We start from the raw sequence: 20,904 nt of genomic DNA, 5'->3' as shown, positions 1-20,904 counted from the left end.
ATGGTCGGGGTCGTCGGCCGTACTTTTGGCGGCGTCCACCCTCGACCGTCCCCGCCGGGGCCACGCCGTCGCCGGATGTCGGCTCAGCCGCCGCGCAGCCGGTCGGTCTCGTACGCCCACATCGCGACCTCGACCCGGTTACGGGCCCCCAGCTTCGCCATCAGGCTGGCGACGTGCGTCTTGACCGTGCTCAGCGTGATGTGCAGCTCGGCGGAGATCTCGGTGTTGGTGCGTCCCCGGGCCACCGCCCCCAGCACCTGCTCCTCCCGGTCGGTGAGCCGGTCGACCGGCTGGCGGGGCGGGGTGGCCGGGCCGGCGTCGGCGAACGCCCGGAGCAGCCGGGTGGTGACCTGCGGCGCGATCAGCGCGTCCCCGGCGGCCGCCGCGTGGACGGCCTGGGTGAGCAGGGCCGGGCCGCAGTCCTTGAGCAGGAAGCCCCGCGCCCCGGCGCGCAGCGCGGCGTAGACGTACTCGTCCAGGTCGAACGTCGTGATGACCACCACCGCCATCGGGTCCGCGACCCCCGGACCGGCCAGCAGCCGGGTCGCCTCGATCCCGTCCACGCCGGGCATCCGGATGTCGAACAGGCACACGTCGGGGCGCAGCCGCCGGGCCAGCTCGACCGCCCGCTGCCCGGTGGCCGCCTCGCCGACCACCTCGACGTCGGGCTGCGCGGCGAGGATCATCGCCAGCCCGGTCCGGACGATCTCCTGGTCGTCGGCCACGAGCACCCGTACCCGGGTCCCGCCGTTCACGCCACGGCCCGGGGCAGCGCGGCGGTGACCGTCCACCCGTGGTCCCGGTCGGGGCCGGCGTCGAGCGAGCCGCCGAGCAGGTGGGCCCGTTCCCGCATCCCGACCAGCCCGTAGCCGTCACGTCGGGGTGCCGGCGGACCGACGCCGTCGTCGTTGACCCGCAGCCGCACCGTGTCCTCGTCGGCCACCACCCGGACGGTGATCCGGGTCGCGTCCCGGGCGTGCCGGCGGGCGTTGGTGACCGACTCCCGGGCCAGCCGGCAGATCGTGGCCGCCACCGGGGCCGGCAGGCCATCCAGGTCGCCGACCAGGTCCACCTCGACGGCCGGACCGTCACCGGTCCGGTCCGCCAGCTGCCGCAGGTCGGCGATGTGGGGGCTCGGCTCCCGGTCGGCCGGCTCGTCGCGGCGCAGGGCCCGCACCAGGGTGCGCATCTCGGTCAGGGCCTGGCTCGCCTCCGTCTCGATCAGCCGTAACGCGTCGGCGGCGGCCGAGGGTCGGGTCTCCAGCAGGGCGAGCCCGGCCTGGGCCCGGACGGCTATCGCGGACACGTGGTGGGCGACGGTGTCGTGCAGGTCGCGGGCCAGCCGTTCCCGTTCGCGCAGCGTCACCTGCTCGACCTCCCGCCGTCGGGCCCGGTCCCGCCAGCGCAGCGCGGCCCCGACCGCGAGCGCCGCCGCGACCACCCCGGCCCCGCCCAGGGCGTCGTCCGGGCCGAGGTGGCCGACCACAGTCGACCAGGTGATCTTCGCGGCGACGAGGATCGCACCGAATCCGGCCTCCCGCCCCGACCCCCAGCGGGTCAGCGCGAACACCGCCAGCAGCAGGTAGGCAAGCGTGTGCAGGCCGAGGTCGCCACCGACGATGACCTCGCCCACGGCGCAGACCGGGAAGGCGACGAGGGTCACGAGCAGCGGGCGGCTCCGCCGCCACAGCAGGACCGGGGCGAGACCGACACCGATCAGGACCGGCACGGCCGCCGGCTGCGGAAGGCTGCCCCACCGGGCGAGCCCTTCCACCAGCGCCGCCGCCGCGAGCAGGGCGACCAGCGCCCCGTCGCGCCACCCGTGCGGCGCAGGGCGCGCCGGGCGGGGCTCACGCCACCAGGATCGCAGCAGCTCGCGCACGGGGAAATCGTACGGGCGGCGGGCGTCCGTCCGGTGCCCCGGCGGCGCGGGCGGGCAGCGTCGTCGGGGAGGTCAGCCGGCCGGCAGCACCCGGGCGAGCGCGTTGCGGACGGCGATGCCCGGGCGACTCCTCGGGACCAGCACCGACGCCACGAGGCCGGTGGACCGCCCGCGACGGTCGGTGCGGCGGCGGTGCTCGGCCTCGTAGCGGCGCAGGGCGGCGGCGGGTTCGTGCCCGGCGAGGGCGGTGGCCAGGGTCCGGGCCCCGGCGATGGCCAGGCTCGACCCGTCGCCGAACAACGACACCGAGGCCGCCGCGTCGCCGAGCAACGTGACCCGCCCCCTGGACCAGCACGGCAGCACCACCCGGGTGACCGCGTCGAAGTAGAGGTCGTCCGCCTGCCGGGCCCGGGCCAGCAACTCGGGGATCCGCCAGCCACGTTCCCGGGCGTACGCGTCGGTGAGGATCTGCCGGTGCCGGGCCGCGTCGGTGTGGTCGAAGTCGACGACGGCGGGGTGCCGGAAGATGAAGGCGACCCCCGCCTCGCCCCGGACCGGGTGGATCGCGACGAGCCGGCCCGGTGCGTTGTGCAGCAGGACGTCGTGGGGATGCTCCGGTGCCTCGCCGAGCAGTGTGGTGGCCACGTAGAGGCCGAGGTGGCGGACGACGTCACGCTCCGGGCCGAAGGCGAGCCGGCGGACCGTCGAGTGCAGCCCGTCCGCGCCGACGACCAGGTCGAACCGGCGGGGCGGGCCGGTGGCGAAGGTGACGTCCACCCCGTCGGGGTCCTGGTCGAGTCGGGTGACGGTGTCGTCGTACCGGAACTCGGCGTCGTCGCGGGCCGCGTCGTGCAGGATGCGGGCGAGGTCGGCGCGGGGCACCTCGATCTCCGCCGTGCCGGCCGGGCTGCGGGTGGCGGGCATCGCGATGCGGCGACCGGGCCGGCCCGTCCGGTCGACGATCCGCAGCCCGGTGGCGTGGGTGGCCGCCGCCCGCAGGGCACCCACCAGACCCATCTGTTCGACCACGGGCAGGGCCGGTCCGCGGACGTCGACCGGGTTGCCGCTGGAGCGCTGCCCGGCCGCGCGCTCGACCACCGTGGGCCGCCACCCCGCGCGGGCCAGCCAGTAGGCGAGGGTCGGGCCGGCCACGCCGGCCCCGGAGATGAGTACGGTACGCATGACCCGAACTTTCCCGCACTCAGTGCGGAAATGCAATGAGTGCGGATTTGCGCTCGGTGCGCTAAGGTGTGCCGATGTCCCTCCGCGACCGCAAACGGGCCCGCACCCGGCAGGCGCTCGTCGACGCCGCCGTCGACCTGTTCGGACGCCAGGGCTACGAGGCGACCACCATCGCCGAGATCGCCGCCGCCGCCGACATCGGCACCCGCACCTTCTTCAGTTACTTCCCGAGCAAGGAGGATCTGCTCTTCCCGGAGGCCGACCGTCGGGTGCGCGTCGCGGTCGACGCCATCGCCGGCCGGTCGCCGGACGAGGAACCGGCCGAGGTGCTGTTGCGCGCGCTGCGGCAGGCGAACGACGAGAGCGGGGACATGACCGGTCCCCTCGCCGCGCTGCGGATCCGGCTGACCATGGAGGTGCCCGCCGTCCGGGGTCGGGCCCTGCAACTGCAGTGGGAGAGTCAACGCGAGATCGCCCGGCACCTCGCCGCCGCCTATCCCGACCGCCTCGACGAGGTCAGCGCCGCCGCCCTGGTCGGCGCGTTCGTCGGCGCGGCCACCGCCGCCCTGACCACGCTCCTGGAGGACCCGCGACGGCGCGCCGACCCGGCCGCGATCCGGGCGTCCCTCCAGCAGGCCACCGAGGTCGCCCTGCGCCCGTGGACGCCCCGGTCCTGAGCCGCATCCCACCCACCGGGGGGGGGGGGGGCGGTCCGTCGGCGGTGCCGCGATCCGCGCGGGCCGATCGTGTCGGCGGATCCGGGTACGGTTTCCAGTGCCCGGCCGGCACGCCCGCCGGCGGCACGGCGCCGGCCGACCGACGGTCGACCGTGGAGGGAGCGAGCGTGACGCAGCGCAGAGCACTGGTGGTTCGCGGCGGCTGGGAGGGGCACCAGCCCGTCCGGGCGACGGAGTTGTTCCTGCCGTTCCTTGAGGACAACGGCTACTCCGTACGCATCGAGGAGTCCACCGAGGTCTACGCCGACGCCGACGCGATGGCCGGCACCGACCTCGTCGTGCAGTGCATGACGATGGCCGAGATCACCGCCGAACAGGTGGCGGGGCTGCGCGCGGCGGTCGTCGCCGGTACGGGCCTGACCGGCTGGCACGGCGGCATCGTGGACGCGTTCCGCGCCTCGTCGGACTACCTGCACCTGGTGGGCGGCCAGTTCGCGACCCACCCGGGGCGGGAGCCCTGCGAGCGGCGCGGCGGCGAGGAGGACAACTTCCTGCCGCACACGGTGACGGTCACCGACCTCGGCCGCCAGCATCCGATCACCGCCGGGATCGCCGACTTCGAGCTGGTCACCGAGCAGTCCTGGGTGCTGCCCGCCGACCTGGTCGCGGGCCTGGCCACCACCGTCCACCCCACCCGGGACTGGCACCCCTGGCACCGGCCGGTCACCTCGCCGGCGATCTGGACCCGGCGCTGGGGCGCCGGCCGGGTCGTCGTGACGACCCCCGGGCACAGCCTCGACGTGCTGGAGCACCCGTCCGTGCGGACCGTCATCGAGAGGGGCATGCTGTGGGCGACCCGCACCGCGTCGGCGTCGTAGGGCTCGGGGTCATCTCCCGCGCCTATCTGGACACCCTGGTCCACCAGCCCGCGCTGCGCAGCGTCGCGGTGGCCGCCCTCGACGCCGACCGGTCGGCCGCGGCCGCCGCGACCCTCCCCGACGCCGAGGCGACGAGCGTCGCGGGCCTGCTCGACCATCCCGACGTGCAGACGGTGCTCAACCTCACCATCCCCGCCGCCCACGTGGAGGTCTCGCTCGCCGCGATCGACGCCGGCAAGCACGTGTACGTCGAGAAGCCGCTCGCCGTGGAGCTGCCGCAGGGCCGTACGGTCCTCGACCGGGCCGCCTCGGCCGGGGTACGGGTGGGCTGCGCGCCCGACACCGTCCTGGGCACCGGCACCCAGACGGCCCGCGCGGCGATCGACGGCGGACTGATCGGGCGTCCGCTGGCCGCCTCGGCCGTCATGGTCACCCCCGGACACGAGCGCTGGCACCCCCACCCCGACTTCTACTACGCCCCGGGCGGCGGCCCGTTGCTGGACATGGGCCCCTACTACCTCTCGGCGCTGATCCACCTGCTCGGTCCGGTGCGCGCGGTGACCGGTACGGCCAGCCGGCTGCGCCCGGAACGGGTCATCGGCAACGGCCCGCGCCTCGGCCAGCGCGTCCGCGTCCTGGTGGACACCCACGTGTCGGGCGTGCTCGAACACGACAGCGGCGTGCTGTCCACCATCACCACCAGCTTCGACGGGGTGACCACGACGGCCGCGCCGATCGAGGTGCACGGGGAGACCGGCACCCTCGCCGTACCCGACCCGAACTACTTCGACGGCGAGGTCCGGCTGTGCCCGCTCGGCGGCGACGGCTGGCAGGTGCTCGCCCCGTCGGCGGGTTACCGGGCCGGCGCCCGGGGCCTCGGGCTGATCGACGTGGTCCGGGCCGACGCCACCCGGGCCCCCCGGGCGGGCGGTGACCTGGCGTTGCACGTCCTCGACACGATGACCGGGCTGCTGCGGTCGGCGGCCGAGGGCCGGCGGATCACGCTGGACACGACGGTGCGGCGACCCCACCCCGTGCCGCTCACCGAGGCCGAGGACTGGCAGGGACGCTGAGCGGGGCGGCAGCCGGCGGTTCCGGGCCGGCCGGCGCGGCATCCCCCGGGCGGGGGACGCGCCGCGCCGACCGTCAGGTGACAGATGGCAGACTCAGCGGAGTGAACGACGTGGCCGCATCGCCGATGGATGGTGAGCTGGAGAGTGTCAGCCTGGTGGAGTTGGCCGTCACCCGGCTGACCCAGGAGATCCTCAGCGGCCGGAGCGACCCGGGCGAACGCCTGGTGGAGGAGCAACTGACCCGGCGGTTGGGGATCAGCCGGGCACCGCTGCGGGAGGCGCTGCGGTTGCTCGCCCAACAGGGGCTGGTGGAGCACGTGCCCCGGCGGGGCGTCCGGGTGGCCACCCTCTCCGACCGCGACGTGCGGGAACTCTACGAGCTGCGCGACGTGCTGGAGCGGTTCGCGGTGCGGGCCGGCATCCCGGTGGGCCGCGACGGCGACCTGGCCGGCCTGCGGGCGGCGTTGGAGCAGATGCGCGAGGCGGTGCGGCACGGCGACCGGATGCTGGTCGCGCAGGCGCACCGGGCGTTCCACGTCGCACTGGTGGCGCTCGCCGGTAACCGGAAGCTGTCCGATGTGTACGACTCGATCCTGGTGAAGTTGCAGCTCTACATGGCGATCAACCTGCGCCGTGAGGCGGAGCTGGCCCAGCCGCTCGACGGCGTGCACCGGCACGAGCGGTTGTTCGAGGCGGTCGCCGGGGGAGACCCGGAGGAGGTGCTCGCCGTGCTCTCCGCGCACGGCGCGCGCTCGTACCTCGGCTAGGTTCCGTCGTGCTGGTGGTCGGGCACGTGGTCGGTCGAGGGTGACCGGCAGGTCCGTCACACCGGGCAGCGTGAGCGTGGCCGCGTCTATCTGGTGCCATGCCGCATGAACCGGTGCAGTGCGTGGAGTGTCGCCGGGGCGAGCACCTCCGGGTTCGCGGGGTCGGTCAGATCGTGCGCCACGTCGAACAGCACGATCCGGCCGGGCCCGCGGGTGTGCGCCCGCTCCAGCGCCGTTGCCAGCCGTGTGGTCGTGTGGCACGGGATCTGCTGGTCTGCGGTTCCGCAGGTGAGCAGGGCAGGGGTCCGAGGCGGCAGCCGGAGTGCGACCGACGCGGGGTCGAGGGCGTCGATGGTCTCCACGTAGCGCCGGTTGGGGCCGCCGAGGGCCTGGAAGAGCGCGGCGAGGGCGGGTGGCATGCCCGTGGTGTCCGGCGGGCGGTGCGCCCGGAGATCGGCGACGGCCCGGTCGACGGCGCGTCCGATGGTGCGTTGCTCCTGCCGGCTCATCTGACCTGCGGCGACGGCGGCGGCGAGTTGGCCGTGCAGTTGCCTGGCGAGCACGTCGAGGAACCGCTGGGCCAGGGGTTGCAACAGCCCGACTCCGGCTGCACGGGATTCGGCGGTGACTGCGACCTGCAGTGCCGTCAGTGCACCTTCGCTGTGCCCGATCAGCCGTACCGCTCGCCGGTCGACCTCGGGCTGGTCGGCGAGTAGCCGGTACGCGGCATCGGCTTGGCGGACGAAGGCAGGGTAGTCGATCGTCTCGGGATTCCCGGCGTAGGCGCCCAGCCCGGTCCGGCCCGTGCCGTACTTGTCGAAGCGCAGGCTGACGGCTCCGTCGCGCCCCAGCGCCTCGGCGAGTTTGGCCAGGGTGTGTGGGGTGAGCGCGGGCGGCTGGTCGCCGTTGCGGTCGGTGGGGCCGCTGCCCGGCAGCAACAACACGGCCGGCATCTGCTGCCGCCGGCGGTGAACGGGGATGTGCAGGGTGCCGTACGTGACGGTGCCGTCCACAGTGAAGGTGATCTCGCGGTCCGTGGCGGGCACGCCCGGCACGCAGCGCACGGCGGCGGCGGGAAGGGCCCCCACGGCGATGCTCCCGACCACGACGGCGCCGACCGCGGCTCTCCATGCGATCCGCCGGGCGGTGTGCGGCATCCGGTCGAACGGGATCATCGCAGGACCACCTGCTCGATCAGGGCGACCGTGGCGGCCGGGTCGACGACCTCCACGACCAGGCGGGCATAGTGCTCGTCGGCGAGTTCGATGACGACGGCGCGGGCACCGTCACGGATGTTCCAGAAGACGCGCTCACCGTCCTGATGGAAGGTGCCGGCCGTGATCACGCCGGGCAGGCTCGTTCCCGGTGCCCGAAGGCCCTTGGGTTCGGCGGCGATACCCGGATCGGCGGTGGCACCGCGGACGTTCGCCAACGGGATCACCAGACGGCTCTTGAGCGACCACAACCTGTCCATTCCCTCGATCTCCACGACGAGATCGTCGCCGTCGATGCGGACGCTGGCCATGTCAACGGTCCTTTCGTGGGCCTGGCGGCACCGGCCGCAGGGCATGGTGGGGCACCGGCGTGGGCAGCGCCGGGCGGGGGAGGGCGGGGCTACGAAGGGTCGGTCGTCGCCGCAGCGGCCCGAGCCCGCAGCCGCTCACCCAGCAGGGCGTTCAACGCGGTCGAGCGGATGCTGTCGGTGTCGTTCGCCGGTGTCCGCTGCAGGGCCTGATCCAGCGCCTGCCACGCCTTGGTCACGAGGGCGGCCACCTCGACGTCGCGGGGAGCGCGCTCGACCGCCGCCAACAACAGCAGATCGAGTGCGGGGTCGTCGGCGACCTCCGCGCCGGCGGCGAGCTGCTCGGTCAGCGGCGGGAGCCGGTGATCGAGGTGCCACCGCAGCGCGGCGAGATACAGCCCCCGCTTACTGCCGAAGGTCTTGTACAAACTGTTGCGGTGCACTCCCAACTGTTGGACGAGGTCGTCGACGGACACCCCGTCGTAGGCCCGGCCAGCGAACAGCTCCGCCGCCGCGGCCGTCACGACTTCTTCGTCGAAACCCCTCGGGCGGCCCATGCCGAGAACGCTAACGATTGAGGAACGAGCGGTCAAGAACAATCGTTCCTTATCTCGGTGGGCCGGGCGCGCCATGGGCATCGCGAGGTGGACGGCTGCCGGAAGGAGCCGGTGGGCCGGTCACCGGTCGGTGGTCCGGTCTGCGGGCCGTCATGGCGTCGTTACGACGCGGACCGTCGCTCGTAACAAGACAGTCGACAATCGACAGTATGTCAGAGCGCATCGGCACCGTCCCGGAACTACGGTCGGCCTACCGCAGCGGTGCGACCACCCCCGTCGACCAGGTCGAACACGTCCTGGCCGGACTCGCCGGGCGGGACGGGGGACCGGTCTGGATCAGCACCGTCCCGGCCGCCGAGCTGCGGGCCTGCGCGGAGGAACTGACCCGCCGCCACGATCCCGCCACGCTCCCGCTGTACGGCATCCCCTTCGCGGTCAAGGACAACATCGACGTCGCCGGAATGGTCACCACGGCCGGCTGCCCCGACTTCGGGTACCGGGCCGCCGAGGATGCGCCCGTGGTACGCCGACTGCGCGACGCCGGTGCCCTGCTCGTCGGCAAGACCAACCTCGACCAGTTCGCCACCGGCCTGACCGGCTCCCGCTCGCCGTACGGCAGCGGTGAGAGCGTCTTCGGCGGCGGTCTCGTCTCCGGCGGCTCCAGCTCCGGGTCGGCCGTCGCGGTCGCCGCCGGCCAGGTCAGCTTCGCCCTGGGTACGGACACCGCCGGCTCCGGCCGGGTCCCGGCGGCGCTGAACGGCATCGTCGGGCTCAAGCCCACCCGGGGTCTGCTCAGCACCGCCGGGGTGGTGCCGGCCTGCCGTTCGCTGGACTGCGTGTCGGTATTCACCACCGACGTCGCGGGCGCGGTCGACGTGCTGCACGCCGCCCGGGGCGTCTCGCCCGCCGACCCGTGGGGCCGTGCCCTGCCGGCGCGACGGGCGAGCGCCGACGTGCCGGCGACGCTGCGCCTCGGGGTGCCCCGGCCGGAGGACCTCGACTTCTTCGGCGACGACGGGCAGGCCGACCGGTTCGCCGTCGGCGTACGGCGGTTGAGCGCGCTGGTCGCCGACGCGCTGCCGGTGCCGCTGGACGACTACTTCGCGGCGGGGGACCTGCTCTACCAGGGGCCCTGGGTGGCCGAGCGGCTCGTCGCGCTTGGCGACTTCGTGCGGGCGCATCCCGGGTCGGTCCTCCCGGTCACCCGGGCCGTGCTGGAGACCGGTCGACGCTACGACGCGGTCGACGCCTTCCGGGGCCAGCACCGGCTCCGCGAGCTGCGGGCCCGGGTGGACCGGCGGTGGCAGGAGATCGACGTGCTGGTGGTACCCACCGTCGGCACCACGTTCACCCTCGACGAGATCGCCGAGGACCCCATCGGCCGCAACACCGTGCTCGGCCGCTACACCCAGTTCGCCAACCTGCTCGACCTGGCCGCGGTGACCGTGCCCAACGGGTTCACCGAGGGCGGGCGGCCGGCCAGCCTGACCCTGATCGGCCCGGCGTTCAGCGACCTCACCCTGGCCCGGCTCGCCGCCGCCCTCACCACGGCCACCGAACCCACCCCGGTGGACGCCCACCCGGCCGGGACGGGCACCGTTGCGGCTGCGGTGCCGGGCGGTGGCCCGGTGCCGGGTCCCGCCCCGGCGGAGCTGCTGATCGCCGTGGTGGGGCGGCACCTGGCCGGCGAGTCCCGCAACGGTGAACTGACCGGGCACGGGGCCACCCTGGTCGGCGCGGCCCGGACCGCGCCGCTCTACCGGCTCTACCGGATGGACACCCCCGACGACGAGGGACTGCCCGGCCTGGTCCGGGCCGCCCCGACCGACCCACCGGGCCTACCGATCGACATCGAGCTGTGGCGGCTGCCCACGTCCGCCGTCGGCGCGTTGCTGGCCGGGGTGCCGGCCCCGCTCTCCCTCGGCTGGGTCCGGCTGCACGACGGGCGGGACGTGCTCGGTTTCCTCTGCGAGGCGTACGCGGTGGGACCGCAGGTCGAGGACATCAGCGCCACCGGTGGCTGGCGGGCCTGGCGGCGTGCCGCCCGACGGTGATCCGAAACTTCGACGACGACAGGGAGCGAGGATGGGCAGCATCGGGCCGGTACCGGCCAACCCCTACCCGTGGCCGTACGACGGCACGGTGGACACCACACGGACGGCACTGCTCTGCATCGACTGGCAGACCGACTTCTGCGGGCCGGGCGGCTACGTCGACGCGATGGGCTACGACATCGGACTGACCCGGGCCGGACTGCCGGCCACCGCCCGGCTGCTGACGCACGCCCGGTCGCTGGGGATGCTGGTCGTACACACCCGGGAGGGCCACCAACCGGACCTGTCCGACCTGCCGGCGAACAAGCGTTGGCGCTCGGCCCGCATCGGTGCCGAGATCGGCGCCGCCGGACCGGCCGGGCGAATCCTGGTCCGGGGCGAACCCGGCTGGGAGATCGTGCCGGAGGTCGCCCCGGCGGCCGGCGAGGTGATCGTCGACAAGCCGGGCAAGGGCGCGTTCTACGCCACCAACCTCGACCTGGTGCTGCGGACCCGGGGCATCACCCACCTGATCCTCACCGGCATCACCACCGACGTCTGCGTGCACACCACCATGCGGGAGGCCAACGACCGGGGCTTCGAGTGCCTGATCCTGTCCGACTGCACGGGCGCGACCGACAAGGGCAACCACGACGCGGCCCTGCACATGGTGACCATGCAGGGCGGTGTCTTCGGCTGCGTCGCCACCGCCGACGACGTCATCGCCGCCACGGTGAAGTGAGCAATGCCCGTGTCGACAGTCGCCGCCGCGCGGCCCACCCCGTACTCCTTCGAGCCGGCCAGCACGGCGCTGCTGGTCATCGACATGCAGCGCGACTTCCTGGAGCCAGGCGGCTTCGGGGAGAGCCTGGGCAACGACGTCGGTCAGCTCCGCCGGACCATCGCGCCGCTTGCGGCGCTGCTGGCCGACGTCCGCGCCGCCGGCCTCACCGTCGTGCACACCCGTGAGGGGCACCTGCCCGACCTGTCCGACTGCCCGCCGGCCAAGCTGCACCGGGGCGCGCCGAGCCGGCGCATCGGCGACCCGGGCCCCAACGGTCGCATCCTCGTCCGGGGCGAGCACGGCCACGACATCATCGACGAGCTGACGCCGCTGCCCGGCGAGCCGGTCGTCGACAAGCCCGGCAAGGGCGCCTTCCACGCCACCGACCTGGACGCCCTGCTGCGCGCGCGGGGGGTGCGCAGCCTCCTGGTCACCGGGGTCACCACCGAGGTGTGCGTGCACACCACCGTCCGGGAGGCCAACGACCGGGGGTACGAGTGCCTCGTGCTCGCCGACTGCGTCGGGTCGTACTTCCCCGAGTTCCACCGGGTCGGACTCGACATGATCGCCGCCCAGGGCGGGATCTTCGGCTGGGTCGCCGACTCCCCACAGGTACGCGCCGCGCTCGCCACCCCCTCCGTGTCGCACCCCTCCTCCTGACCGGGAGCAGCCATGGTCCCCACCAAGCCCACCGTCGTCGCCCTCCCGTTCTGGGTACGCGGCGACACCAACGCGTTCTTCGGTTTCGGCGTCAACGTCCTGGTCAACGTGCTCACCCTGACCGGGCTCTGCGTCGCCGTGGTGAATCTCCCCGAGGGGGAGGTGTTCGGCACGATCCTGCCGGCGCTGGGCATCGCCCTGGTGGCCGGGAACGTCTACTACACCCTGCTGGCGCGGCGGCTGGCCCGCCGGGAACAGCGCACCGACGTGACCGCCCTGCCGTACGGGCCGAGCGTGCCGCACATGTTCATCGTCATCTTCGTCATCATGCTGCCGATCTACCTGCGCACCAGGGACCCGGTGCGGGCCTGGGAGGCCGGCCTGGCGTGGGCCTTCATCATCGGCGTGATCGTGCTGGTCGGCGCGTTCGTCGGCCCGTACATCCGTCGGTACGCGCCCCGGGCCGCCCTGCTCGGCACCCTGGCCGGGATCTCCGTCACCTTCATCTCGATGAACCCGGCCGGGCAGATGTGGCGTACGGCGTGGGTGGCGTTGCCGGTGTTCGCGCTGCTGCTGATCGGTCTGCTCACCGACGTGAAGCTGCCCTTCCAGTTCCCGATCGGGCTCGCCGCGCTGCTGGTCGGCACGGCGATCGGCTGGGCCGGTGGGGCGATGTCGGTACCGGACGTCACCGCCGCCGCCCGGGACGTCGCGGTCGCCGTACCCTCGTTCAAGCTGGACCTGCTGCTCACCGGTCTCGGCGACATGGCGCCGCTGCTGGCCACGGCGATCCCGCTCGGGGTCTACAACTTCACCGAGGGCATGTCCAACGTGGAGAGCGCGGCGACCGCCGGTGACCACTACAACCTGCGCAGCGTCCTGCTCGCCGACGGGGCGGGCGCGGTGATCGGCGCGGCCCTCGGTTCGCCGTTCCCGCCCGCCGTCTACGTCGGACACCCGGGCTGGAAGGCGGCCGGTGGTCGCACCGGCTACTCGATGGCGACCGGCGTGGTGATCGCGGTGCTGTGTTTCCTGGGCATGTTCGGCCTGCTCGCGACGATCTTCCCGACGGCGGCCATCGTGCCGATCCTGCTGTACATCGGGCTGCTGATCGGTGCCCAGGCATTCCAGGCGACGCCGAGGGCGCACGCCGCCGCCGTGGTCGCCGCGCTCATCCCGAACATCGCGGCCTGGGCCACCAGCCAGATCGACAACACCCTGGCGGCGGCCGGCACCACCGCCGCCGCGGTGGGCGACGAGGCGCTCAACGGCGCCGGGGTGGTCTACGACGGGCTGCTCGTGCTCGGCCAGGGGGCGATCCTCGCCGGCCTGGTGCTCGGCGCGGTGGTGGTCTTCATCATCGACAAGCGGTTCGTCCGGGCGGCGGTCTTCGCCGGGGTCGGTGCGGTGCTGTCGTTCGTCGGGCTGATCCACGGTGAGAAGATCGAGTGGAACGCCAACGGTCCGGTGGCGCTCGGCTACCTCTTCGTCGCGGCGATCTGCGCGGTCTTCGCGCTGGGCCGGCCCGCGCCCCGCGTCCCCGACCCGGACGAGGCCGAACTGGACCGCCGGCACGAACCGTCCGCACCGGCCGTCGCCACCGCCCCGGCCACCGTCGCCGCCCCGGATGGTCCGGCCGACGGCACCCGGCCGGCGTCGGCGGTCAACGGCTGAGCCGACCGGCCCGGTCGGTGGCCGGTGACCCCCACCCCGACCACCGACCGGGTCCACCGGCCGGCCATCCGACGGCGGAAAGGGACGCACCACATGGAGATCGACCGGGCGGAGGTGGTCGCCGAGGTGACGGCGGCCTTCGCCGGCTACGACCAGGCGCTGGTCGACGGCGACGCGGACCGGATCTGCGGCTACTTCTGGCAGTCCGACCGGACCGTGCGGTTCGGTCTCGCCGACCACCAGTACGGCTGGGACGAACAGCGCACGTGGCGGGCCGCCCAACCGGCGCTGCCGCCCGGCCGCCGGCTGGTCGATCCGGTGGTCACCACGTTCGGCCCGGACCTCGCGGTGGTGACCACCCGGTTCGGCTACCCCGGCGCCGCCGCCACCGGTCGGCAGACCCAGACCTGGGTACGCCTGCGCGTCGGCTGGCGGATCGTCACCGCGCACGTCTCCGAGCCGGCCGGCGCACCGACCGGCAGCGACCCACCGACCTGAGCCCGGCGTGGCCTGATGCGACCTGTGGCAGGCCGAGTCGACCGTGCCGGCCGGTCAGCGTCCGGTGCCGGGCAGGTGCTTCGCCAGGCGGACGGTGCCGTCCGGGCCGGCCGGTGACACCGGCCGGTAGCCGACGCTCTGGTAGAGGGCGATGTTGCGCAGACTCCTGGCCCCGGTGAACAGCTCGATGCGGCGACACCCCGGTCCGGCGGCGACCTCGGCGGCCCGCAACAGCCACCGTCCCACCCCCCGACCGCGCAGGTCGGGTACGACGGCGAGTCGTCCCAGGTGGCAGTCGGTGCCGTCGGTGCGGGTACGCACCATGCCCAGCAGCCGTCCGTCGCGCCAGAGGCCGGTGGTGTGCCAGTCCGCCAGCCACTGGCGCACCTCCGGCACCGACTCGTGCAGCGGCGGGATGGCCAGGGTCTCGTTGACCAGCGCCTCCTCCGTCCAGCAGCACCGTTGCAGCACGGTCACCTCGGGCGCGTCGTCGCCGGTGAGTCGTCGGGCGTAGGAGCCGGGTAGCGGGCCGGGGGTGGCCCGGTCGCGTTCGCGCATCGGTCGCAGGGCGTGGGCGAGCCGGACCACCTCGTCCAGCAGGGCGGCACCGGCCGCGTCGCGGTCGGCTTCGGACCGCAGCCGGCCGTCGCGGACGGCGTCGCCGATGCGGACGGCGACCGTGGTGCCCGTCGGGACCATGCGCAGGGCGGTCACCACCTGCTTGGCGTGTTCGACGGCGCGGGTGCCGGCCGAGGTGTGGCCGTAGCTGACGAAACCGATCGGCTTCCACGCCCACTCGACGGCGAGGTAGTCCAGCGCGTTCTTCAGCGTCGCCGGCATCCCGTGGTTGTACTCCGGGGTGACGGCGATGAAACCGTCCGCCGCGTCGACTGTCGCGCTCCAGCGGCGGGTGTGGTCGTGCCGGTGGACGCCCGACGACGGGGATTCCTCCTCGTCGAGGAACGGCAGGTCCAGGTCGCCGAGCGCCACCGGGACCACCTCGACGTCGAGTGCCGCAGCCCGGGGGGTGACCGCGTCGAGCAGCCACCGGCTCACGGCGGGACCGAGCGCGCCGGGACGGGTGGCGCAGGTCAGCGCGAGGACACGGAGCGGTTTCGTTGACATGGAAACGAAGGCTAGATGCTAGATTGATTACATGTCAACAAAGTCGGGGTCGGTGCGGTGGCTGACGCCCGCCGAGGAACGGGCCTGGCGGGCCCTGCGACGCGTGATGGTCGCCGTCCAGGCCGGCACCGCGCACGACCTGGCGGCGATCGGCCTGTCCGAGGCCGACTACGAGGTGCTGAGCACCCTGTCGGAACAGCCCGCGCAGACCAGCACCCTCGGCGTGCAGGCCGACAAGATGGGCTGGTCACGCAGCCGGCTGTCCCGGCACGCCAGCCGGATGGAAGCGCGCGGACTGCTGCGCCGCGCACCCGACCCGGCCGACGGGCGCGGTTGCCTGCTCGTGCTGACCGGGCCGGGGATGGCCGCCCTGCGCGACGCCGCACCGGTCCACGTCGAATCGGTGCGGCGGCACCTCGTCGACCGGCTCGCCCCACAGGACCTCGTCGCCCTGGAACGGATCGCCGGCCGGTTGGCGCAGCCCCCAGCCGACGACGACCCCGCCGGGCCACCGCCGGCAGGAGCGGGCCGACCCTAGAGCGGGAACCGCCCGTGTCGCCAGTGCCAGTGGCCGCCGGCCGCCAGGTGGTCGATGATCGCGCGTTGCAGCACGGTCCGCCGGGGCAGTTGGTCGAGCGGCGTGCTGAGCGTACGGAAGGCGAACCGCCGCACCTCGACGTCGGCGTCCGGCCCGTCGGCCGGCACGTAGGGGAGCAACTCGAACCGGCGCTGGAACCGGATGATGTTGGAATCCTCGGGCAGGTAGTCGCGCAACTGCGGGTCGAGCAGCCAGGAGCCGCAGGAGAACGTGGTGCGGTGCTCGTCGGGGAAGTGCCGGGGAAAGAACTCGCGGGCCTCGTCGAGCGACGCGTCGACCGCCTCCGGACTCATCGGCCCCGCGTCGGGCACGTGCAGGCCGATGGCGGTGCCGGCCCGCTCGTGCTGGAGCCGGCCCAGCTCGTAGAGGCTGCCCCGGGTGTGCAGGGTCAGCCAGCTCTGCATGACCGGCCAGCCCTCGCCGTGCATCCGCCTGTCGATCGCCAGGTTACGACCCAGGTCGGCGAGGGTCGCCCAGGTGACGGACCCGGCGACGCCGTGCTCGCGGTGGAATCCGCGGACCACGTCGACCAGGGCGAGGTAGGCGTACACGTAGAGGTGCCGCCAGGCCGGACCCCGGTCGCGGGGCAGCTCCGGGCCGGGCGACAGCCACTCGTGCCCGCCGAGGTCGGCGCGGACCAGGGCGGTCGAGCGGTCGAGCAGCCAGCGCAGCTCCGGCGTCCACAGGGGAGAGTCGTGGTCCGGCCAGCCGGCCATGATCTCGGCGGCGTCGTCCGGACGTACCGCCAGCCGGTCGAGGAGCGCGGGCGCGTCGGCGCGGGCGGGCAACGGGGCCGACGGCCGGTCACCGGCGAGCCGGTGCACCCGCTCGACCTCCTCGACGGGCACCCCGAGCCGGGCGGCCACGACATCCAGGTCCACCGGCCGATCCTACCGGCCGCCGCCCCGCTGCACGGCCCGCCGGGAGGTCAGCGGTGCACCGCCCCCACCGCGCGTACCACGAAGGCCACCAGGTTGACCAGCACGGCACCGGCGACCGCCGGCCGGGTGGTGGGCAGGCGGTGCAGGAACACGCCCCGCAAGCACAGCTCCTCGACGACCAGACCGACCACGACGAAGCAGACCAGCCAGCCGGTGACCGTCACGGTTGTCCGCCGACCCGGGCGACCGGCACCGGCCACCACCGGGTTCCAGCCGCCACCAGACGGCAGGGGGAGCCGGTCGGGCACCCCCGAGCGTCGGCAGGCGTCAGCGGTGCTGCCCCGGCAGATCGGCCACAGTGCCCCTTCCTCGCCGACGTCGCGTCCGGCCTGCCCGGGTGAGCGTGGCGGCGGCGACGAGCAGGGCCACCACGAGCGCGCCGAGGACGGTCAGGCCGGCCACCCGGGCGGCCCGCGACGGGCCCGCAGCGGTCGGCACGACGAGCGGCCCGGCCGCGACCGGCACCGGCGGGTCGCCCTGCCGGGGCGCGAGCGCGGCGACCGCCGCGTACGCGTCGAGGGTTCCGCCGCCGACCCCCGGGGTCGGCCCACCACCCGGTGCCGGGATCGCGGTCCGCTCCAACCGGGCGCGCACCTCGGCCTGGGACAACCCCGGATGGTACGCCCGGACCAACGCGGCGACCCCCGCGACGTACGCGGCGGCGACCGGCGCACCGCCGACCCGGTAGTGGCCGGACCCGCGCGGGGCGATGCCGAGCCCGGCCCCCGGGGCGGCCAGGTCGGTACCCGCATCGGCCGCCACCGGACCGGCCGCCCCGTCGACACCGACCGCGTTCACCGCCAGCACCGTGGGGAACCCGGCCGGATAGCCGACCGGAGGGTCCCCACCGTTCTCCCCACCCCGGTCGGTGACGGCGGCGACCACCAGGATGTCCCGGGCGACCGCGGCCCGTACGGCGTCGGCCAGCTCCGGCGTCGCCGAGGTGACCCCGGCGGCCACCAGGATCACGTCCGCTCCGGCCGTGGTGGCGAGCCGGATGCCGGCGGCGAGCCGGGCCGGGCTGATCCGTCGGTTCGCGTCGGTGATCCGCACCGGCAGGACCTCGGCGTCCGGGGCGATCCCGGTCGGCCCCCCGTCGCCGGCCGGACGGGCCGCGACGATGCCGGCCAGGGCGGTGCCCCGCCCCGCGCAGTCGCTGTCGGCCCGCCCGCCGGTGACATCGGCACCCGGGCGTACCGCCCCGGCCAGGGCGGGCGCGGCGGCGCTCACCCCGGTGTCCACGACGGCGACCACCACCCCGGCCCCCCGGGTCAACGGCCAACTGGTCTGTGGGGCGAGCAGGCGCAGCGCCCACGGGGCCTCCCGGACCGTCACCGGCGACGGCCCGACACAGCGTCCCGCCGTCGCCGGCAGCGCAGGGGGCTCCCCGGCTGCGGCGGAACCGGCCGGCGGGGCGACGAGAACCCCGAGGCTGACCAGCATCCCGACGACCCCGGCGCGACCCCGGCCGACCCGACCGGTCACGGCAGCGCACCCCGCGTCGCCGTCGCCGGTCCACCCGGTGCCGCCGGCCCGTCCGGCTCCGACGGCCACGCCGGCCCGGGGGGTACCGCCGGTGCGGCCGACCCGGGTGCGACGGCGACCGGGTGCGGTGCCGCCGTGTCCTGCGGTGCCGCCGTGTCCTGCGGTTCCGCCGGCTCGGAGCGTCCTACGGGATCGGGGCGTGCCGCCGTGACCTGCGGTTCCGCCGGGTCGTCCGGCGTGGACGCGGGCGGGAGGGACGTCGGTGTCGCGGGCCCGGTGGTGACCGTTGCGCGGTGGGTGAGCCGTCGGGCCCGCCGGGCGAACACCCCCACCACGGCGAGCAGGAGGAAACCGAGCCCGGCGGCCACCAGCGCGGGCCAGACGGCGGAGTCGGTACGCGACGGCGCCGCCGCGTCCGGGCCGGTGCTGACCGCCGCCAGCCGGTCGACCAAGCCCCACCCGATCTAGGGGCTCGGGCTCGACCGGCTGCCCGGGGCGGCGGTGGCGGTGATCCGGCGGGCCACCTGGACGGCGTCCGCCCCGGGCAGCGCCGTGCGGACCAGCGCGGCGACACCGGCGACGTAGGCGACGGCGTACTCGGTGCCGGTGCGGTTCTGCGGCGTGGTGCCTCCGACGCCGAGCGTCGGAACGTCCCGGCCGGGCGCGGTCACGTCGACCCCACCGGCCGGGTACGCCAGGACGGGCCGGTGGTCGGGGCCGACCCCGGCGACCCGGAGCAGCCCCTCCTGGGCCGGTGCCGGGGTACCATCGGCCGTGGCGGCAGGGGCGACCACCACCACGTCGTGCGCCACAGCCACCCGGACGGCCTCGGTCACGGCGGGATCGGTGAGTTTCGTGTACCCGCCCAGGGCCACCACCGTCGCCCCGGCCGAGACGGCGACCTCGATGCCGAGGGCCGTCCGCTGCGGATCGGCGTCGGTGGCACCGGCGACGATCCGTACCGGCAGGACCGCTGCCTCGGGGGCGACGCCGACCACCGGTGGCGCGGGTGACCCGGTGCCGGAGGCCGCCGCGATCACACTCGCCATCGCGGTGCCGGTGCCCAGGCAGTCGGTGTCGGCGCGGGCCTTGCCGGTGATGACGTCCGACCCGGGGGCGACCCGCCCGGCCAGGGCGGCCAGTTCCCCGTCGATGCCGGAGTCGACCACCGCCACCAGCGCCCCGGCACCCGTGCTGTGCGGCCAGGCGCGCGCCGGGGACAGCTCCGGGTCCGTCCACGGGGAGCCGCCGTCGCCGGAGGTGCCGGCGACACAGCCCGCACCGCCCGCGCCGGGGGCGGGCCGGGCCGGCTTCGCCGTCGGGATGTTCGCCGGCAGCAGGCCGTAGCGGACCTCGTCACCGGAGGCGTCCCACGGCAGCACCAGCAGCCACCCGGGGGACAGCCGCTGCCCGACGGCGGTCAGGGCCCCGCCGTCGGGTTGCCGGCGTCCCTCGTTGAGCCGGTAGACCTCGTCGGCCCGGTCGGGATCGGCCAGGAACCGGGCGGCCACCCCGGTCAGGTCCGTCACCGGGTCCCCGGATCCGTCGGACACCGGGTAGTACTTCACGTACGTCGGGGGCGGTGGCGGTGGGGCCGCCCGGACCGGGGTGGGCAGGGCGAGCACCAGCGCGCAGGTCGCCACGAGGCAACCCACCGACCGGGTCCAGGACACCAGCAACCGGCTCATCCACCGTCTCCTCGTCACCAGCGGGCATCGGCCGGTGGAATGCCCCGGCCCGGCGGGGTCGGCCGACGTGGCACCCCGGGACCACAACGGCGCACCGCCGGTCACGGTTCACCCCGGCCGTCGGGAAACCGGCCGCCGGTCACGGTGCGCCGTCCCCGGCGGGGAGCCTGCCGCCGTGCGCCGCGCCGGCCGGGGCGGCGGCGACGAGTTCGGGCCCGGCGGGGGCGTCCGGCCGGACGGTCACCGACCAGCGGGCCCGCAACGCCCGGCCGACGACGATCGGCACCAGCCGGTGTCCGGTCAGGGCGGCGATCCGGCGGGCGAAGACCAACTCCGGGCCGGACAGGGCGGCGCTGCACAGCACCCCGGTGCCGGCGGGCAGGTCCGCCTCCCCGGTGGGGAAGGCCGCCCGGCGGACCCAACCGTCGGGCAGGTCGGAGCCGAACAGGTCACCGATCACGGTGACCGTGTGCCCGGCGGTGTGCACCTGCTCGGCGATCGTCCGGGCCCGCTGCCGGGCGGCCTCGACCGGGCCGGTGACCGTGAAGACGTCCGAGGTGCCGGCCAGGTCGACCCAGAGCGCCCAGCCCCGCCGGTGGCCGAGCCGGACCGGGAGCCGCATCGACGGTCGGGGTTGCGCCGGGATCTGCCAGACGTGGTGCGGCCGCCCGCCGCCCGCCGCCACCCCGGGCACCCGGACCACCAGGGTGCCGCCGGGCGAGGTCACCTCGGTGTCGAGGTCGCCGTCGACGTCCGGCACCGGGCTCACGTCGGTGACGTCGACGCCGTGCCCCGGGGCGGGCCGGTCCACGGGGGACGGTCGTGCCGGTTCCGGCGTTCCGGCCGGGACCGCAGTGGGGGCACCGTCGACGGTCGGGTC

At 74.9% G+C, this 20,904-nt stretch carries 23 protein-coding genes; 10 read left to right on the top strand and 13 right to left on the bottom strand.

From position 1 onward, the window contains the following. Positions 1-83: 83 nt before the first annotated feature. From ACOJTC_RS15240 to ACOJTC_RS15230, 3 genes are all read right to left on the bottom strand, one after another. Entirely contained in the window at positions 84-686 is a 603-nt protein-coding gene (locus ACOJTC_RS15240) for a response regulator (RefSeq protein WP_204923596.1), read from the bottom strand. Between the two features lie 65 nt (positions 687-751). Further along, positions 752-1,882: a sensor histidine kinase gene (locus ACOJTC_RS15235; protein WP_420117368.1), complete on the bottom strand. Its 1,131-nt coding sequence runs from the start codon at positions 1,880-1,882 to the stop codon at positions 752-754. Positions 1,883-1,954: 72 nt separating this feature from the next. Beyond that, on the bottom strand, positions 1,955-3,064 hold the full coding sequence (locus ACOJTC_RS15230) for an FAD-dependent monooxygenase (protein ID WP_420117367.1): 1,110 nt from the start codon (positions 3,062-3,064) through the stop codon (positions 1,955-1,957). Positions 3,065-3,138: 74 nt separating this feature from the next. On the opposite strand from ACOJTC_RS15230, the gene ACOJTC_RS15225 reads away from it, so the two are divergent. The 4 genes from ACOJTC_RS15225 to ACOJTC_RS15210 all read left to right on the top strand — a co-directional run bounded on the left by ACOJTC_RS15225 (position 3,139) and on the right by ACOJTC_RS15210 (position 6,459). Continuing rightward, positions 3,139-3,741, top strand: a complete 603-nt coding sequence (locus ACOJTC_RS15225; RefSeq protein ID WP_420117366.1) for a TetR/AcrR family transcriptional regulator — start codon at positions 3,139-3,141, stop codon at positions 3,739-3,741. Between the two features lie 167 nt (positions 3,742-3,908). Continuing rightward, a complete protein-coding gene (locus ACOJTC_RS15220; RefSeq protein WP_420117365.1) occupies positions 3,909-4,619 on the top strand; it encodes a ThuA domain-containing protein in 711 nt (236 codons plus the stop codon). Next, positions 4,589-5,692: a Gfo/Idh/MocA family protein gene (locus tag ACOJTC_RS15215; RefSeq protein ID WP_420117364.1), complete on the top strand. Its 1,104-nt coding sequence runs from the start codon at positions 4,589-4,591 to the stop codon at positions 5,690-5,692. The genes ACOJTC_RS15220 and ACOJTC_RS15215 overlap by 31 nt, the downstream gene beginning before the upstream one ends. A gap of 101 nt (positions 5,693-5,793) precedes the next feature. Then, positions 5,794-6,459 carry a GntR family transcriptional regulator gene (locus ACOJTC_RS15210; RefSeq protein WP_204923341.1) on the top strand — a complete coding sequence of 222 codons (666 nt, stop codon included), beginning with the start codon at positions 5,794-5,796 and terminating at the stop codon, positions 6,457-6,459. Positions 6,460-6,545: 86 nt separating this feature from the next. On the opposite strand, the gene ACOJTC_RS15205 is transcribed toward ACOJTC_RS15210, so the two are convergent. The 3 genes from ACOJTC_RS15205 to ACOJTC_RS15195 all read right to left on the bottom strand — a co-directional run bounded on the left by ACOJTC_RS15205 (position 6,546) and on the right by ACOJTC_RS15195 (position 8,538). Continuing rightward, on the bottom strand, positions 6,546-7,634 hold the full coding sequence (locus ACOJTC_RS15205; RefSeq protein WP_420117363.1) for an alpha/beta hydrolase family protein: 1,089 nt from the start codon (positions 7,632-7,634) through the stop codon (positions 6,546-6,548). Then, positions 7,631-7,984 carry a hypothetical protein gene (locus tag ACOJTC_RS15200; protein WP_204923338.1) on the bottom strand — a complete coding sequence of 118 codons (354 nt, stop codon included), beginning with the start codon at positions 7,982-7,984 and terminating at the stop codon, positions 7,631-7,633. The genes ACOJTC_RS15205 and ACOJTC_RS15200 overlap by 4 nt, the downstream gene beginning before the upstream one ends. 89 nt (positions 7,985-8,073) lie before the next feature. Next, complete coding sequence (locus tag ACOJTC_RS15195) at positions 8,074-8,538, bottom strand: TetR/AcrR family transcriptional regulator (protein WP_420117362.1); 465 nt, start codon at positions 8,536-8,538, stop codon at positions 8,074-8,076. Positions 8,539-8,747: 209 nt separating this feature from the next. Here ACOJTC_RS15195 and atzF point away from each other — a divergent pair, with 209 nt between their 5' ends. The 5 genes from atzF to ACOJTC_RS15170 all read left to right on the top strand — a co-directional run bounded on the left by atzF (position 8,748) and on the right by ACOJTC_RS15170 (position 14,187). Then, positions 8,748-10,592, top strand: a complete 1,845-nt coding sequence (atzF, locus tag ACOJTC_RS15190) for an allophanate hydrolase (RefSeq protein WP_420117361.1) — start codon at positions 8,748-8,750, stop codon at positions 10,590-10,592. Positions 10,593-10,623: 31 nt separating this feature from the next. Next, positions 10,624-11,313, top strand: a complete 690-nt coding sequence (locus tag ACOJTC_RS15185) for a cysteine hydrolase family protein (protein ID WP_363655795.1) — start codon at positions 10,624-10,626, stop codon at positions 11,311-11,313. A gap of 3 nt (positions 11,314-11,316) precedes the next feature. Next, on the top strand, positions 11,317-12,015 hold the full coding sequence (locus ACOJTC_RS15180; RefSeq protein WP_363655797.1) for a cysteine hydrolase family protein: 699 nt from the start codon (positions 11,317-11,319) through the stop codon (positions 12,013-12,015). A gap of 12 nt (positions 12,016-12,027) precedes the next feature. After that, the gene (locus ACOJTC_RS15175; RefSeq protein WP_363655799.1) at positions 12,028-13,689 is read left to right on the top strand and encodes a regulator; all 1,662 of its coding nucleotides are present in this window, start codon (positions 12,028-12,030) and stop codon (positions 13,687-13,689) included. A gap of 93 nt (positions 13,690-13,782) precedes the next feature. After that, a complete protein-coding gene (locus tag ACOJTC_RS15170; RefSeq protein WP_420117360.1) occupies positions 13,783-14,187 on the top strand; it encodes an AtzH-like domain-containing protein in 405 nt (134 codons plus the stop codon). 54 nt (positions 14,188-14,241) lie between these two features. Here ACOJTC_RS15170 and ACOJTC_RS15165 read toward each other — a convergent pair whose 3' ends face one another. Next, positions 14,242-15,312: a GNAT family N-acetyltransferase gene (locus ACOJTC_RS15165; protein ID WP_420117359.1), complete on the bottom strand. Its 1,071-nt coding sequence runs from the start codon at positions 15,310-15,312 to the stop codon at positions 14,242-14,244. 31 nt (positions 15,313-15,343) lie between these two features. On the opposite strand from ACOJTC_RS15165, the gene ACOJTC_RS15160 reads away from it, so the two are divergent. Continuing rightward, a complete protein-coding gene (locus ACOJTC_RS15160; RefSeq protein ID WP_420117358.1) occupies positions 15,344-15,850 on the top strand; it encodes a MarR family winged helix-turn-helix transcriptional regulator in 507 nt (168 codons plus the stop codon). Here ACOJTC_RS15160 and ACOJTC_RS15155 read toward each other — a convergent pair. The 6 genes from ACOJTC_RS15155 to ACOJTC_RS15130 all read right to left on the bottom strand — a co-directional run. Continuing rightward, a complete protein-coding gene (locus ACOJTC_RS15155) occupies positions 15,847-16,791 on the bottom strand; it encodes an acyltransferase domain-containing protein (protein WP_420117357.1) in 945 nt (314 codons plus the stop codon). The two genes, ACOJTC_RS15160 and ACOJTC_RS15155, sit on opposite strands and share 4 nt — an antisense overlap. Positions 16,792-16,838: 47 nt before the next feature. After that, positions 16,839-17,015: a hypothetical protein gene (locus ACOJTC_RS15150; RefSeq protein WP_420117356.1), complete on the bottom strand. Its 177-nt coding sequence runs from the start codon at positions 17,013-17,015 to the stop codon at positions 16,839-16,841. Between the two features lie 103 nt (positions 17,016-17,118). Next, positions 17,119-18,336, bottom strand: a complete 1,218-nt coding sequence (locus tag ACOJTC_RS15145) for a S8 family serine peptidase (RefSeq protein ID WP_420117355.1) — start codon at positions 18,334-18,336, stop codon at positions 17,119-17,121. Next, entirely contained in the window at positions 18,333-18,788 is a 456-nt protein-coding gene (locus ACOJTC_RS15140) for a hypothetical protein (RefSeq protein ID WP_420117354.1), read from the bottom strand. Before ACOJTC_RS15140 ends, ACOJTC_RS15145 begins: the two co-directional genes overlap by 4 nt. A 12-nt stretch (positions 18,789-18,800) precedes the next feature. Continuing rightward, positions 18,801-20,024, bottom strand: coding sequence for a S8 family serine peptidase (locus tag ACOJTC_RS15135; protein WP_420117353.1), 1,224 nt, complete (start codon positions 20,022-20,024; stop codon positions 18,801-18,803). A gap of 139 nt (positions 20,025-20,163) precedes the next feature. Then, positions 20,164-20,904: hypothetical protein (locus ACOJTC_RS15130; protein WP_420117352.1), on the bottom strand; the 741-nt coding region annotated here is incomplete at its 5' end.

Origin of the sequence: Micromonospora sp. (genome assembly GCF_048594385.1) — a bacterium.
GTDB classification, from domain to species: Bacteria; Actinomycetota; Actinomycetes; order Mycobacteriales; family Micromonosporaceae; genus Micromonospora; species Micromonospora wenchangensis.
This window is presented reverse-complemented; position numbering and strand designations above follow the sequence as displayed.